The organism is Heyndrickxia sporothermodurans (assembly GCF_003055045.1).
Lineage (GTDB): Bacteria > Bacillota > Bacilli > Bacillales > Bacillaceae_C > Heyndrickxia > Heyndrickxia sporothermodurans.
The window spans coordinates 56,733-71,429 of sequence record NZ_NAZB01000007.1; the positions used below are offsets into that span (position 1 = coordinate 56,733).

At 38.3% G+C, this 14,697-nt stretch carries 13 protein-coding genes; 1 reads left to right on the top strand and 12 read right to left on the bottom strand.

The genetic code is table 11. The features are described from left to right. Positions 1-52: 52 nt before the first annotated feature. The 11 genes from B5V89_RS01325 to B5V89_RS01375 form a co-directional block, all read right to left on the bottom strand. Entirely contained in the window at positions 53-451 is a 399-nt protein-coding gene (locus B5V89_RS01325) for a TIGR03826 family flagellar region protein (protein ID WP_108070154.1), read from the bottom strand. Positions 452-517: 66 nt separating this feature from the next. Beyond that, on the bottom strand, positions 518-1,225 hold the full coding sequence (locus tag B5V89_RS01330) for a ComFC family protein (protein ID WP_108070156.1): 708 nt from the start codon (positions 1,223-1,225) through the stop codon (positions 518-520). Next, complete coding sequence (locus tag B5V89_RS01335; protein ID WP_066229080.1) at positions 1,218-2,591, bottom strand: ATP-dependent helicase ComFA; 1,374 nt, start codon at positions 2,589-2,591, stop codon at positions 1,218-1,220. The genes B5V89_RS01330 and B5V89_RS01335 overlap by 8 nt, the downstream gene beginning before the upstream one ends. Positions 2,592-2,642: 51 nt before the next feature. Continuing rightward, positions 2,643-3,485 carry a DegV family protein gene (locus tag B5V89_RS01340; protein ID WP_108070158.1) on the bottom strand — a complete coding sequence of 281 codons (843 nt, stop codon included), beginning with the start codon at positions 3,483-3,485 and terminating at the stop codon, positions 2,643-2,645. A gap of 169 nt (positions 3,486-3,654) precedes the next feature. Continuing rightward, positions 3,655-4,551, bottom strand: a complete 897-nt coding sequence (gnd, locus tag B5V89_RS01345; protein ID WP_108070160.1) for a phosphogluconate dehydrogenase (NAD(+)-dependent, decarboxylating) — start codon at positions 4,549-4,551, stop codon at positions 3,655-3,657. A gap of 185 nt (positions 4,552-4,736) precedes the next feature. Next, positions 4,737-5,309, bottom strand: a complete 573-nt coding sequence (locus tag B5V89_RS01350; protein WP_108070162.1) for a hypothetical protein — start codon at positions 5,307-5,309, stop codon at positions 4,737-4,739. Between the two features lie 228 nt (positions 5,310-5,537). Next, on the bottom strand, positions 5,538-6,254 hold the full coding sequence (treR, locus tag B5V89_RS01355; protein WP_066229065.1) for a trehalose operon repressor: 717 nt from the start codon (positions 6,252-6,254) through the stop codon (positions 5,538-5,540). A gap of 68 nt (positions 6,255-6,322) precedes the next feature. Then, the gene (gene treC / locus B5V89_RS01360) at positions 6,323-7,996 is read right to left on the bottom strand and encodes an alpha,alpha-phosphotrehalase (protein ID WP_108070164.1); all 1,674 of its coding nucleotides are present in this window, start codon (positions 7,994-7,996) and stop codon (positions 6,323-6,325) included. A gap of 77 nt (positions 7,997-8,073) precedes the next feature. Next, positions 8,074-9,474 carry a PTS system trehalose-specific EIIBC component gene (gene treP / locus B5V89_RS01365; RefSeq protein ID WP_108070166.1) on the bottom strand — a complete coding sequence of 467 codons (1,401 nt, stop codon included), beginning with the start codon at positions 9,472-9,474 and terminating at the stop codon, positions 8,074-8,076. Positions 9,475-10,220: 746 nt separating this feature from the next. After that, positions 10,221-10,901 carry a response regulator gene (locus tag B5V89_RS01370; protein WP_066229057.1) on the bottom strand — a complete coding sequence of 227 codons (681 nt, stop codon included), beginning with the start codon at positions 10,899-10,901 and terminating at the stop codon, positions 10,221-10,223. Positions 10,902-11,195: 294 nt separating this feature from the next. Next, positions 11,196-12,338, bottom strand: coding sequence for a sensor histidine kinase (locus tag B5V89_RS01375; RefSeq protein ID WP_066229055.1), 1,143 nt, complete (start codon positions 12,336-12,338; stop codon positions 11,196-11,198). A gap of 398 nt (positions 12,339-12,736) precedes the next feature. Here B5V89_RS01375 and B5V89_RS01380 point away from each other — a divergent pair, with 398 nt between their 5' ends. After that, positions 12,737-13,369, top strand: coding sequence for a YigZ family protein (locus B5V89_RS01380; protein ID WP_066229052.1), 633 nt, complete (start codon positions 12,737-12,739; stop codon positions 13,367-13,369). Between the two features lie 63 nt (positions 13,370-13,432). Here B5V89_RS01380 and B5V89_RS01385 read toward each other — a convergent pair whose 3' ends face one another. Then, positions 13,433-14,503: an MraY family glycosyltransferase gene (locus B5V89_RS01385; RefSeq protein ID WP_066229050.1), complete on the bottom strand. Its 1,071-nt coding sequence runs from the start codon at positions 14,501-14,503 to the stop codon at positions 13,433-13,435. Between the last annotated feature and the right edge of the window lie 194 nt (positions 14,504-14,697).

The window sequence follows — 14,697 nt, forward strand, 5'->3', positions numbered from 1 at the left end:
TTTTTCCCATTTAGTCAAAAATCCAAACAGCGAGTTTGGATTTTTTTGTTAATTATAACTGACTATAGTATGTGCGTTTTTGGAGTTCTTCTTTTCGTTTTTCTTCTTTTTTATGTAATTCTAGGTCATTTAGGATGCTTCCTGTACATTTTACACAGAGTTTCCCTTCTCTTATGATTGTTCCACATTTTGCACAAGGATATCCAAGGTTAGGGAATTGTGCGAGCTGGAGCCGGCCTTTACGAACCCATTTATATAGTAATTCCTCTTCGACTCCTGTTTCATCGACGACGGTATCTTTAGTAGCCGAGCGATTTTCGCGTTTTTTCAAAAATTTATAAACAACTTCATATCGTTTTTCTTCTTCTTTATAGCATTTTTCACAAACGTCACGAACATTGTTTTTAATATACAATGCACCACATTTCGGACAGTTTTCTAAATCTGCCATCCGGTTCTCCTCCTACTGATCACTAATATATTTATTATATCGGATGTTAATTGATTTTGTTAATAGTTAACCTCTTGCAATTGTGATGGATGTGACGCTTTTTGCGCCTGCCTCTTTTAATATTTTTGCCGCATGTCTAAGTGTTGAGCCCGTTGTATAGATGTCATCGATCAGGAGAATATTTTCCCCTTCCAGTTTAACGTCATCTTTTCGATTGAAAACTTGTTGAAGATGAATTCGTTCCTGGCGAGACTTTTTTGATTGTTTTTCGGTATGCACTCTTGTTAGGAGATTAGCAACGTTTAAGTTTGCTTCGGTTGCTAATGCAGTGGATTGATTGAATCCTCGTTCGAGAAGGCGTTCATTGCTAAGCGGGATCGGAACGATTTCGTCGCAGCTGATTTTTTCTAGTTCCTTTTGGATTTTTTGTGAAAAAATTTTTGCTAGTATATAGTCGCCGCGATATTTGAAACGGGCAAGCAAATCTTTTAAAAAGTCATTGTATTCATAGAAAGAAATATTTTTATCGAGAATGTTGGTCCAGTTCGTATCATTTTCCCAGCGATAGCAGTCGAGACATACATCCCCCTTAAGATAGTCTTTCGAAAGTTTTTCAAGCGGGCGGCTGCATTTTGGACAGATTGGCGGGTGTATAGGAGCCAATTGCTTTTTGCAGTCTTTACATAAATAGGAGGGTGGCAATTGTTTGAATAGTGATCGCCAGGTGAGTTCGAATGGAAGTGGGAGATGACAATTTAAACAATGGTCAGACATCGATTAGTCCCCTTTCTTTCGCTTCTTTATTCATTTGGATAATGTGGTTGTACGCTTTATTCATTGCCCTTGTTCGTCCATGATGGAAAAACGTGATGTTTCCAGTTGGATGTTGTGAACTTCTTCCGACGCGACCGGAAATTTGCACGAGGGCGGCTTCGGTAAAAATGCCATCTTCGGCTCCAACGACTGCGACATCAATATTCGGAAATGTGACACCTCTTTCGAGAATGGTTGTCGTGAGAAGGATTTGTGTTTCTTTTTTGCGCATTCGTTCGACTTTGGCTTTCCTGTTTGGGTCTTCAGCATGGACGGATTCGATGTTTGGATGAAGTTTTCTAAAGTATGGGGCCGTTTTTTCCATTAATTTGATGTTTGGGAGAAAAATAAGGGCTTGTTTTCCTCTTTGTATTCTTTCTTTTGTCCATTTTTCGATAGGTGCGGGGATGATTCCTTTTTCAAATGACTTTTTCCAATTTCCGCACCATGTGAAAGTTGGAACTGGTAAGGAATAGCGATGAAATCGGGCTGGGATTGTGATAAATGGACGTTTGCCTGTTTTACATTCAAGCTGCCATTTTTCGTTAGGTGTTGCCGTTAAATAGATTTTTGCTGCCGAGCTTTTTGCTGATTTTTTCACGGCCCATTGTAGTGTATGGTCGTAAGTGTACGGAAAGGCGTCGACCTCATCGACAATGATGACATCAAAAGCCTCGTAGAAACGGAATAATTGGTGGGTCGTTGCGATCGTTAAGGGTGAAAATAGATGTCGATCTTCACTTCCTCCATAAAGGGCTGCCACTTGGATCGTTGGAAAAACTTTTTGCAATCGAGGGGCAAGTTCGAGAACGACATCGGTGCGGGGTGTGGCAATGCAGACTCTCATGTTTTGTTTTAAGGCTTCATTAACGCCTTCAAAAAGGATCTCTGTTTTTCCTGCGCCACATACCGCCCAGACGAGGAGCTCGGATTTTGTTTGGATGGCTGATTGAACTTTTTCCGAGGCAGTTCGTTGACCCGGTGAAAGTGTGCCGTCCCATTGTAGTGGGGATTCTTCTATTTTGATGGTCGGCGCTGGGCCTGTCCATTGATATAAAGGCGTACAAGTTGAGACTCGTCCCATCATGATGCAGTTTCGGCAATAGGTGCATTCTTTTTGGCATTTTGCACAGGGGAACTTGGCAAAAAGATGGGTGGCTGTGTTGCCGCAGCGTTCACATTTTTGTGTCGTTATTCCTGGGGTTGATGAGATATAGCCATTTTTTTCGTGTAGTGTGATTAGTTTTTGCGGGAAAGGGATTTCGTTTTGGAGAAGTTTGCGGCCAGTGAGAAAGGTTTGTAATTCGGGGGGAAATTCGGCTGACAAATGATTCACTCCTTTTAAAGGACGCCATTCTTTTACGAATGGCGTCAACTGTTATTTAATTGTCCAAGTTAATCCCATTGCTCCTTCACCGAGGTGAGTAGCAATAACGGGACCGAAATAGCTGATTGAAAAGTCGACATTTGGATAAAGCTGTTCAAGTTCAGCTTTCCATTCTTTAGCATCTTCTTCACGATTTGCATGAATGATGGATGCTTGCAGTGGTATGCCTTTCGACGCGTCCTCGCCAATTAATTCGGCAATCCGATTCATCGCCTTTTTGCGTGTGCGGATTTTTTCAAATGGCACAATTACTTTATCAACAAAATGAAGCAGTGGTTTTACTTTTAGCAAGCTTCCGATGATGGCTTGGGCACTTGTGAGACGTCCACCTCTTTGGAGATTGGAGAGGTCATCAACCATGAAATACGCTCTTAGTGAGGCTTTCATTACGTCTAAACGGGCGATGATTTCTTCCGGTGATTTCCCTTCTGCAGCCATCTTTGCTGCTTCTATCGCATAAAAGCCTTGGGCCATGCAACTTATTTCTGAATCGTACGCATACACCTTGACACCTTCAACCATTGTTCCCGCTGTGATTGCTCCTTGATAGGTACCACTAATGCCACTTGAAAGGTGGATACTAATAATTGCGTCATAATCTTTCGCCAACGATTCAAAAAGGGCAACGAATTTTCCAGATGGTGGTTGTGATGAGGTAGGAAAGCGGTCTTTTCTTTTTAACTCTTCATAAAACTGTTCGGCGTTTAAGTCAATTTCTTCCTCGTACGTTTCGCCGCCGATGACGACGCTAAGAGGGATCATATGTATATTCAGCTTGTCACGAACGTCCTTCGGAATGTAAGCTGTACTGTCTGTCACTATGGCAATTTTCATTGTTTATTTATCATCCTCAATTTCGTTTGCTTTCATTTTATAAAAGATTGGACGATTTGGAAAGGGATTTGGGGAGAATTATTATTATGCAGGAATTTCTTCCGTGTTTGGTCCGTTAAAACAAAAGACACCTAGGTTTATTCCTAAGTGCCTTGTCAAATTCGATGACTTATTTTTCAACAACTGCGTGGCCGCCGAATTCGTTGCGGAGTGCAGCGACAACTTTTCCAGTAAATGTATCATCTTCTAGGGAGCGATAGCGCATCATTAATGATAAAGCGATAACTGGTGCAGCAGTTTGGAAGTCAAGAGCTGTTTCAACAGTCCATTTACCCTCACCAGATGATTGCATAACACCTTTGATTTTATCTAGTTTGCTGTCTTTAGAGAAGGCATTTTCCATTAATTCCATTAACCATGAACGGATAACAGAACCGTGGTTCCAAACGGTTGATACTTTTTCATAATCATAATCGAATGGACTTTTTTCTAAAATATCAAAGCCTTCAGCGATTGCTTGCATCATACCGTATTCGATACCATTATGGATCATTTTAAGGAAATGTCCGCTTCCTGCTTCACCTGTGTAAAGATAACCTTTTTCAACAGAGATGTCTTCGAATACTTTTTCAACTTGTGCAAAAGCTTCTTTATCTCCACCAATCATTGTACATGCGCCGTAGCGTGCACCTTCTACACCACCGCTTGTCCCACAGTCAAGGTAGTAAATACCTTTTTCTTTTGAAATAGCGTGACGTCGAAGTGAATCTTTATAATGAGCGTTTCCGCCATCAATGAGAATATCGCCTTCATCTAATAATGGGAGTAACTGGTTGAAAACTTGTTCTGTAATGTCGCCGGCTGGAACCATCATCCAAAGTTTACGTGGGCTTTCAAGTTGTTGCACAAGTTCTTCTAATGTGTAAGCTCCTTGTCCACCATCTTTAGAAATATTATCGACCGATTCTTTATTAACATCATACGCAGATACTTTATATCCTTTTTCAATTAGGTTTAATGAGAGTTGATAGCCCATTTTTCCTAAACCAACCATACCGATTTGCATGTCATATGCCGCCTTTCAAACTTTATTTCACAATACCTTCATTATAAAAGAAAAAAAATTCCATGCAAGTTTTTTAGTTTGCTCTTTTTGAAAAATTTGTTGTTTTCAACTCGAAAAACTAATAAGTCTGGTCATTCAGCAACTTTCGGGTTAACGATTTTTTTACGAAAATATGCTCGAAGTTCTTACTTCGTTTCCATTGCGTACGTTGCGATAAGTTTCCATTTTCCCTCTTCTTTTCGGAAAGTGTTGATTTGACGACTAACTTTCTCTATCTTTTTTTTCTTTTTTCCTGCTTCGGAAACTATCGTTTTCATTTGGGTGAAAATATTAGCTTCTGTTTTTTTATAGTCGATGATAACAACATTCTCCGATTTAATTTGGATATTCATCGTATCAAAAATGTTTTTCATATAAGCTTTTTCTTCATCATATTTAAACGAGGTTGGATTTTTTGAAACGGTATCCATATATCCTGATAAATCTTTTTTATTGAATGTGGAAATATGTTGATCCAAAACGGCCAGCAGTGCTTTTTTTTCTTTTGCCGGAAGATTTTCCGCTTCCTTTATTGGTGGTGCAGCATCAGAAACAGTTGATTCATTAGGCGGTGTTTGTTGATTTTGTTTCTTACTTTCCGTCGCTGTGTTCGTTTCGCTTTTCTTCTCCGTTTTTTCATCCTTCCCACATGCAGCAAGCATAATCGAACCAACCAACATGATCACAAGAAATAACATCCATTTATTTAACCTTTTCATAATACACACCTTCCAAAAATAAATATAGTTCACTATTCCCCTATTTTAAAGAAAATCACCCCAACCTACAACAAACTACAGCCATATGTAGAAAATACTACAAATTTAGTTTAAAGTGTCAGGCACCATTTATGCAGAATGGTAAATATTTATGCGAATTTATGTATAAATGGTGCCTGACACTTTATTGGAGGTATGCAAAAAGGCATCTGCTGGTTGGGCAGATGCTTAGTGGCCTCTTCGGGCGAAGTCGACGAAGCGGAATTTGTCGAGTCTGTGGCGGGATTCGGTGTATTGGAAGAGGCTGGCGTCTTCTAGGTAGATGTAGTTTTTGACGACGACGATATGTTTGTAGTCTTTTAAGTCTAGGTATCTATAGTCTTCTTCTGTCGGTTCGTCTACCGATATTTCTTTTTTGGCAAAGCTGATTTTTAGTCCGAGCTCACCTTCAAAATAGGAAAATAGCGATCCTTCACATGTTTCCTTTGATAAGGTAGGGACAAATGCTTGGCGAACATAGTCTTTATCAAGAATAATTCGTTCCCCGTCTAATTCCCGTGCACGGGCGATTTTCCAAACTTGTTCATTGCCCTTAACATTCAATTGTTTTTGAATGTATGAGTTTGCATTTTCCAAAGCCATTTCATAAACGATTGTTTTCCATGGTTTACCCATTTTGTCTACCAATTCTTTAAAACTTACCAAACCGGAAACAGGGAAATCAAATTTTCTAACATCAAGCGTAAATGAACCTTTGCCTTTTATTTTTTGAATGAATCCATTTTGCGACAAAAGGTTTAATGCTTTCCGTACAGTTTCACGAGAAGTTCCATATTGCTCGACCATCTCATTTTCTGAAGGCAGCTTCGTACTTGGCTTGATTTCTCCTGACTGGATTTGGTCAACTAAATCATCGTATATAGCTAAAAATTTATTTTCACGCATCATTATCACCCACTATGATTGCAAACATTCAAGGATATTGTACAAATATTTGTCTATTTAAACAATGCTTATTTTTTCAGGTAGTACACGATAGATTCATAAGGGCGTAATCGTACATGGTGAAAGTGGGACGTCGAATCTGGATAATTGGATATCAAAATCTCACTTGTAAAACCTTCTAACTGAATTTCTTCCGGTAATTCAAAGCTTGTCTCTTTTCCATAAAAATTATTAACGACGAGCAGCTTCTCATTATCGCCATTTCGCAAATAAGCAAAAATACGCGGGTGATTATTTAAAATGAGTTCATATTCACCATAAGTAATGAGATCGTATTGTTTTCGCAATTGAATCAGTTTTTGATAATGATAAAAGACAGAATCTTTATCTTGCAATGCTCGTTCCACGTTTATTTCCTTATAATTTGATGCCACATTTATCCAAGGGATTCCTTCCGTAAATCCCGCATTTAAATCACTTGTCCATTGAACTGGGGTACGTGAATTATCACGGGATTTTTCTTGTAAAATAGAAATAATCATTTCCTCTGTTAATCCCTCTTCATGCAATTTTTTATAAGCATTCAAGGTTTCCACATCCCGATACTCCTCAATTCGCTGGAACTTTGGATTGGTCATCCCAATTTCTTCCCCTTGATAAATATACGGTGTCCCTTGCATTAGATGAATCGTCGTTGCTAGCATTTTTGCTGATTCTTTCCAATACGCACCATCATCCCCGTAGCGTGAGACAATTCGCGGTTGGTCATGATTACACCAGAATAATGCATTCCATCCGCCACCCTTATACATTTCTGTTTGCCATTCAGAGAGGATTTGTTTTAGTTTAATAAAATCAAAATCGGCTACTGTCCATTTGTCCCCATTTGCGTAATCCACTTTCAAATGATGAAAATTAAAAGTCATACTTAATTCGTTTCGTTCTGGGTTCGAATAGTTAATACAATGGTCAATTGTTGTTGATGACATTTCGCCCACTGTCATCGCATTATGTTTTGCAAAAACTTCACGATTCGCCTCATATAAAAATTCATGTACACGAGGTCCATCCGTATAAAATTTTCGTCCGTCACCTGTTGAATCATTAGGAAAATCTTGATTTTTCGAAATGAGATTGATTACATCTAATCGAAAACCATCTACTCCTTTTTCAAACCAATAGTTCATCATCTTATAAACTTCTCTGCGTACTTTCTCGTTTTCCCAGTTTAAATCTGCTTGAGTGACATCAAATAAATGCAAATAATATTGCCCTGTTTTCTCATCCAGCTTCCATGCAGAGCCTCCGAACTTTGACTCCCAATTATTCGGCTCACTGCCATCGGGATTAGCATCCTTCCAAATATAAAAATCACGATATGGATTGTCTTTTGCTGAACATGCTTCCTTAAACCATTTGTGCTCTGTTGACGTGTGATTGACAACGATGTCCATGATGACTTTTATTTCACGTGAATGTGCTTCTTCAAGGAGTGATTCAAAATCCTCCATCGTTCCATATGGTTCATGAATTTCATAGTAATCGCTAATGTCATACCCATTATCATTTTGCGGGGAGCTATAAATCGGAGTTAGCCAGATGACATCAATCCCTAGTTCTTTCAAGTAATCTAGCTTTTTAATAATCCCTTGTAGATCACCAACTCCATTCCCAGTAGTATCATAAAAACTTTTCGGATAGATCTGATACACTGTTGCTTTCTTCCACCAAGGTTGCTTCATTTAATATCACCACTTTTTTCATAGAATAAATAGGCTGAGGGTGTCTCTAATACTAATGAGACCCCCTCTATTAAAAATTACTTTGTTTTTCTTAATTTCGCGAATACGATTGTAAGGATGAATGGGATGACGATGGCGATTCCCATACCGATAAAGAATGCTCCCCAGTTTTGCGGGAAAATCGATAGGAATCCCGGTAATCCACCAACACCTACAGATGCTGCTTTTACGCCATTTAGTGTAATAAACATGCCGCCAATGGCTGAACCGACAATCGCTGCGATAAAGGCAAAACGGAAGCGTAAGTTCACTCCAAACATCGCTGGTTCCGTAATACCTAAGTAAGCGGAAATCGCTGATGTTAATGATAGTCCTTTTAGTTTTTCATCTCTTGTCACAAACAGCATTCCTAGTGCTGCAGATCCTTGCGCGATATTTGATAATGCCAACATTGGCCAAAGGAAGGTAGAACCTGTTGATCCGATTAATTGTAAGTCAACTGCTAAAAATGTATGGTGCATTCCTGTAATGACTAATGGCGCATAAAGCAAACCGTAGATTAGTCCACCTAATGCCGGTGCAGCATGGAAAATGCCAACAACTGCATCCGTAATGACATTCGCAATCGCAAATGTGACTGGTCCAATGACGATGAACGAAAGGAATCCAGTAACTAATAAAACAATTGGCGCGACAAGTAAAAGTTGAAAAGCATCCGGAATTCGCTTTTTCAAAAATAGTTCTAGTTTTGCAAGTAAATAGGATGCGACTAACACTGGTAATACTTGGCCTTGATAACCAACTTTTTGAATGTCTAAACCAAATAAATTCCATGTTGGAATCTCTTTTGTAGATCCGTACGCCCAGGCATTAAGTAAGTCTGGATGGACAAGCATTAAGCCAAGAACGATCCCCAATAACGGATTCCCACCAAATTTTTTCACTGCCGACCAACCAATTAAGCCTGGTAAAAAGGTAAAAGCAGTATTAGCAATTAAGTTAATGATGCCAGCAAAATCTTTCCACTGTGGATACACATCAACAAGTGATTTTTTATCAAAGAAAATATCCTGGCCTGTCAAAATATTGTTGATTCCCATTAGAAGACCGGCTGTTACAATTGCCGGAAGGATTGGGATGAAAATATCAGCAAGTGTTTTAACCGCCCTCTGAATTGGATTTAACTTCTGTGCAGCCGCGTCTTTTATCTCTTCCTTTGAGGATTCACCAATTCCAGTAATTTTCACCATTTCATGATAAACTTTATCAACGGTTCCTTGACCGATGACCACTTGGTACTGGCCATTTGCTGAAAATGAGCCTTTTACTAGATCGATTTTTTCAAGAGTTTCTTTATCTACAACGCTTTCATCTTTCAAAGCAAAACGTAGGCGTGTGACACAATGCGTTGCCGCGGCAATATTTTCTTTTCCACCAATCGCCGTCACGATTTGCTCTGCAGACGTTTTTACACTCATTTGTTCCATCCTCCAGTTATTGTTTTCACAGGAAAACAATACGATTTTCTTATAATTTGTAGGCGGTTACAATTTTATAAAATAGGATAATAGCATTCTATTTTATACCGCTTACATGAAATTCCATTACCTGTATATACAAGATAAAATTTATAGTTTTATAATAACCTGTATATACAAGTTGGTCAATAAAAAATTATAAAATGTTAGAAAGGGAGGGTGTTCAATAGTAGCTACCTGGTTATCATTCCTTGTCTTTGATGACAAAGATTCGCTTTCGCTAACCGTCTTGGGCTTCATTCCCACTCTTTGACGACCAAGTTCCTCTTTCGCTAACCATCTTGGGCTTCATTCTCACTCTTTGACGACCAAGTTCTACTTTCGCTAACCATCTTGGGACTCATTCCCACTCTTTGACGATCAAGTTCCGCTTTCTCTAACCATCTTGGGCTTCATTCTCACTCTTTGACGATCAAGTTCCGCTTTTCCAAACTATCTTGGGCTTCATTCTCACTCTTTGACGACCAAGTTCCGCTTTTCCAAACTATCTTGGGCTTCATTCCCACTCTTTAAAGCCCAAGATCTACTTTCTCAATTCATCTTGGGCTTTATACCGCCCTATCCTTCCCACTAAAACCTAAAATACTATTCTAAAAAAAGCATATGGTCATAAAGTGCTAACAAACTTTTAGACTCGAATAAAAAAAACACTCTACTAAATTAATAGAAGAGTGTTTTCAATCTTATTATCGTACTTCAACCCAGCCGTTTTTGATTGCTGAAACGACCGCTTGTGTGCGGTCATTCGCACCCATTTTTTGCAAAATGTTGCTGACGTGATTTTTGACCGTTTTTTCGCTTATATATAAAGTTTCTCCGATGACACGGTTGCTTTTTCCATCAGCAAGTAATTGTAGTACTTCACATTCACGTGGTGTAAGTAGATGTAGTGGTCGAACGACTTCAGGTTGTTGATAGCCTGTCCCTGTACTTTGTCTGTTTGCTAAGCGGCGAAATTCCTCTACTAGATTACGAGTAATCTTTGGATGTAAATAAGAGCCTCCATCAGCAACGACTTTTACTGCTTCAATTAGGGCATCGGAATCCATTTCTTTCAGCAGATAGCCAGTGGCGCCTGTTTTTAATGCATGGGTAACATAGTTTTCATCATCGTGAATCGATAAAATGATAACCCTTGTATCTGGATAGGTTTCTACTAATTGACGTGTCGCTTCAATGCCGTTTTTATTTGGCATATTAATATCCATTAAAACAACATCGGGCTTAGTTTGTTCGATTAATTGAAGAGCATTTGCCCCATCTTCACCTTCGGCAACGATTTCGAATGTTTTTTCAAATTCTAAAATACGTTTTACCCCTTCACGAAACAATTGATGATCATCAATGATTGCTATTTTAGTAGACAAAGCTTACTCCTCCTTTATTTAAAGGCTCTGCTAAATTAGGCTGTTGATTTCCGCTCCAGGTACTCGCTTTCCGCGGGCGGTCCGGGAGCCTCCTCGGCGCTAAACGCGCCTGCGGGGTCTCCCGACTACCGTTTTTCCCGCAGGAGTCTCGTACCTTCCGCTCCAATCAACAAAGTGTCAAAATCAACAATTAGCTTTAACATTGCCTATATAAAAAACAATTTCTTACTATTCATTACATTTCCCATGGATAATACTACATTCCCATTGGCTTATTTCAAAATTAATCATTCTTTATTGGTCAAACATCACTTGAATGGTTACGATGGTTCCTGAACCAATTTTTGAATCAATCGTGATCTGACCATCAATGATATCGACACGTTCTCTCATTCCCATAAGACCAAAGGATCCTTCTTTCTTTGCCCTTACGTCAAAGCCTTTTCCATTATCTTTGATTACGACAAATACTCGATTCCTACTCATTTCTATTTTCACTTGAATTTCGGTAGCATCCGCGTGTTTGATTGCGTTTTGAACGGATTCTTGAACTAAGCGAAACAAGGCTACTTCATATTTTGATGGTAGTCGATATTCATCACCTAAATTGGTAAACCGGAAAACAATCCCATTGTTATACTCTTCGGTTCGTTCCAAGTATTTTCTGAGGGTAGGAACTAAACCTAAATCATCTAATGCCATTGGGCGAAGATCATAGATGATACGACGAACCTCTGAAAGTGATGAACGGACCATTTTCTTTAAACTTCGTACTTCTTCAAGTGCATTTAAAATTCCTTGTTCACGATAAACTTTCTCGACTAAATCAGATCTAAGGAGCATATTAGCAAGCATTTGGGCCGGTCCATCGTGGATTTCCCGTGATAAACGCTTTCTTTCTTCTTCTTGTGCTTCAATGACACGAAGACCAAAATCTTGCTTTTCTATCGCATCTTCTAATGCATTACCTATTTCCTTTAAGTCACTTGTTAAATAGTTTAGAACGACACTCGTTTGTGATACTAAATGATTAGCGCGATCAATTGTTTGCTCGAGGGTAATTAGTCTTCTTTCTAATTCATCCCTTCTTCTGCGCAGCTGCTTTTCAAGCTCACGATTCATTGAAAGTTTCATTTGATAATTATGAGCGATCTCATATGCTTCACGAACTTGTTCTTCTGTATAATCACGGAAATGTTGGCTGACGACTGATAATCGCCTTCGTGACTGCCGAGTTTTAATTTCTAGATCATCGCCCTCTTCGATTGCCTTGGATACCATGATCTTAACTTCATGTAGTTCATCGGAGAGAGTTTCATAGTCTTGACGGCATTGTTCACCAATATGGAAGATTTCATTTTTGCTAGAGTCAACGGTATCAATCATTTTTTCCAATATTTGATCAAGTGTCTTTGCATCAATTTTTTTTAATGCCATCCTCATTCCTCCAGCGTACACTCAGTATATATTAGGGTCATTTTACCTCTTTTTGCGAAAAGATACTATTTGAAATGTTTGTCAATATAAAAGTTAGGAAAATGTCCCTAAACCATAAGTTGGAAATTATATAGTTCCTTCTACGAAATCCAGTTCTATTGACACGTTTTGTATGAATGGAAAAGCGTATGTGCACCGTTAGTTAAAAAAAATGAAATAAAGATTTTATTAATACTATTATGTATTCAATAAACACTGCTTAATTTCCTTTATCTCTTTAATTATATCACTATACCAAATATATTTTCATCTGACGTTGAAGATGGAAGGATTTAATTTATTTCATAAATTATGTATAGTAGAAAGTATAGTTAAGTGTTCATTTAGGAGTGACATAGATGTTAAGGCAGTATTATACGGTAAAAGGTGCGGGCGAACACGAAATCATTATTCAAAAATCAAGGTTTATTGCCCACGTGAATCGTGCAACAACCGAAGAGGAAGCGCTGACGTTTATTCAAGATATAAAGAAAAAACATTGGAATGCGACACATAATTGTTCTGCGTATATGATTGGGCAGCAAAATCAAATTCAAAAGGCAAATGATGATGGCGAGCCGAGTGGTACAGCCGGTGTGCCGATGCTTGAAGTATTGAAAAAACGTGATTTAAAAGATACGGTTGTCGTAGTGACAAGATATTTTGGCGGTATTAAGCTAGGAACCGGTGGCCTCATTCGTGCATATGGAAAATCAACATCGGAAGGAATTAATGTTACCGGTGTTGTTGAACGAACACTAATGTGTACAGTCCGAACAAAAATCGATTATACATGGCTTGGAAAAGTTGAAAATGAACTGCGTTCCTCCATCTATTCAATTAAAGATATACATTACCTAGATCAAGTGGAAATCGAGACGTATGTGAAGGAAGAACAAACAGAAACCTTTACACAGTGGATGACCGAGTTAACGAACGGACAAGCGAAAATAACCATTGGGGAATCATTATATCTTGAAATTGATGTATAAAAGCGAAGAGAAAAAAAAAGGCCAGTATAGTTCGTGAACTGTACTGGCCCTTTTGTTTGTCTATTACTGATTTGGTGATTTTTTCGGTCTTACATATTTTAAAAGTGGTTTGTAATCCTCGCCGACTAAATTGATGCTTTCCACGAAAATTTCAATTGCCAGAAGCAAAACGGCAACTATGATTAATGATCCCCACATCGTCGACATGGAAAAGATGATTGCCGCTAAACCAAATAGTGCAGCAATCGCATAAATGACTAAAACGGTTTGTCGATGAGAAAAACCTACTCGTAATAAACAATGATGTAGATGTGACTTATCAGCACTTGAAAATGGTTGTTTATTTAAAAATCTACGTATGATTGCAAAGAATGTATCCGATAACGGTACTCCTAATATAATGACAGGAATGACTAAAGAGATAAAGGTAATGTTCTTGAAACCGAGCAAGGATAAAACGGCAATCATATATCCTAAAAACAGTGCCCCTGTATCACCCATAAATATTTTCGCCGGATGGAAATTATAGATTAAAAATCCTAATGTACTAGCTAATAATATCCCGCCGACAATCGCAACGAACATATCGCCCATAATAATCGCCATGCCGCTAATCGTAATTAATGCAATGGATGAAACACCCGCAGCCAAGCCGTCCAAGCCATCAATTAAATTAATTGCATTCGTAATCGCGACAATCCAAAAAATCGTTAATGGAATACTGAAATAACCGAAATAAAGAATTCCACCGAAGGGAAGATTAATTTTTGTAAGTTCCACTCCGCCCCAAACCACAACAGCTAATGCGGCAAGAATTTGACCAAGGAGTTTTAATTTTGGTGAAAGTTCATATTTATCATCAAGAATTCCAGTAATTAAAATAATGAAACTTCCTATAAAAATCCCCGAAACATGTACTACCGCATCACTTTCCTGTGGTACAGGTCTTAAGATAAAATACCCTACAAGAAAACTTATAAATATTGCAACCCCACCAATAAGGGGCATATTTTTTTTGTGGACTTTTCTATTATTTGGTTTATCTGTTATTCCTAATTTAATGGCGAGTCTTCCGATTAAAGGAGTTACCAATACCGATAATATAAAGCAGAACAACAACGTCAAGTATATCATTCAAATCCTCCTTAGCACTATAATGCCCAAATGTACAGCTAATAAAAACAGGAAGAAAACACCTAGTTGTTATTTTCATTTTTGTACAAAGATTTATTTTTAGTTTAGTTTCATTTTCATCTTTCTCTAGCAAAATTTTATTCTAATTTTCTATACATATCGTCAATTTTTGCAGGTCAAATGAATTATACCAT

Coding starts and splice junctions, on each gene's coding strand:
- B5V89_RS01325 (WP_108070154.1), bottom strand. CDS start 451: ATGGCAGATTTAGAAAACTGTCCGAAATGTGGTGCATTGTATATTAAA.
- B5V89_RS01330 (WP_108070156.1), bottom strand. CDS start 1,225: ATGTCTGACCATTGTTTAAATTGTCATCTCCCACTTCCATTCGAACTC.
- B5V89_RS01340 (WP_108070158.1), bottom strand. CDS start 3,485: ATGAAAATTGCCATAGTGACAGACAGTACAGCTTACATTCCGAAGGAC.
- gnd (WP_108070160.1), bottom strand. CDS start 4,551: ATGCAAATCGGTATGGTTGGTTTAGGAAAAATGGGCTATCAACTCTCA.
- B5V89_RS01350 (WP_108070162.1), bottom strand. CDS start 5,309: ATGAAAAGGTTAAATAAATGGATGTTATTTCTTGTGATCATGTTGGTT.
- treR (WP_066229065.1), bottom strand. CDS start 6,254: ATGCGTGAAAATAAATTTTTAGCTATATACGATGATTTAGTTGACCAA.
- treC (WP_108070164.1), bottom strand. CDS start 7,996: ATGAAGCAACCTTGGTGGAAGAAAGCAACAGTGTATCAGATCTATCCG.
- treP (WP_108070166.1), bottom strand. CDS start 9,474: ATGAGTGTAAAAACGTCTGCAGAGCAAATCGTGACGGCGATTGGTGGA.
- B5V89_RS01375 (WP_066229055.1), bottom strand. CDS start 12,338: ATGGCATTAAAAAAAATTGATGCAAAGACACTTGATCAAATATTGGAA.
- B5V89_RS01380 (WP_066229052.1), top strand. CDS start 12,737: ATGTTAAGGCAGTATTATACGGTAAAAGGTGCGGGCGAACACGAAATC.
- B5V89_RS01385 (WP_066229050.1), bottom strand. CDS start 14,503: ATGATATACTTGACGTTGTTGTTCTGCTTTATATTATCGGTATTGGTA.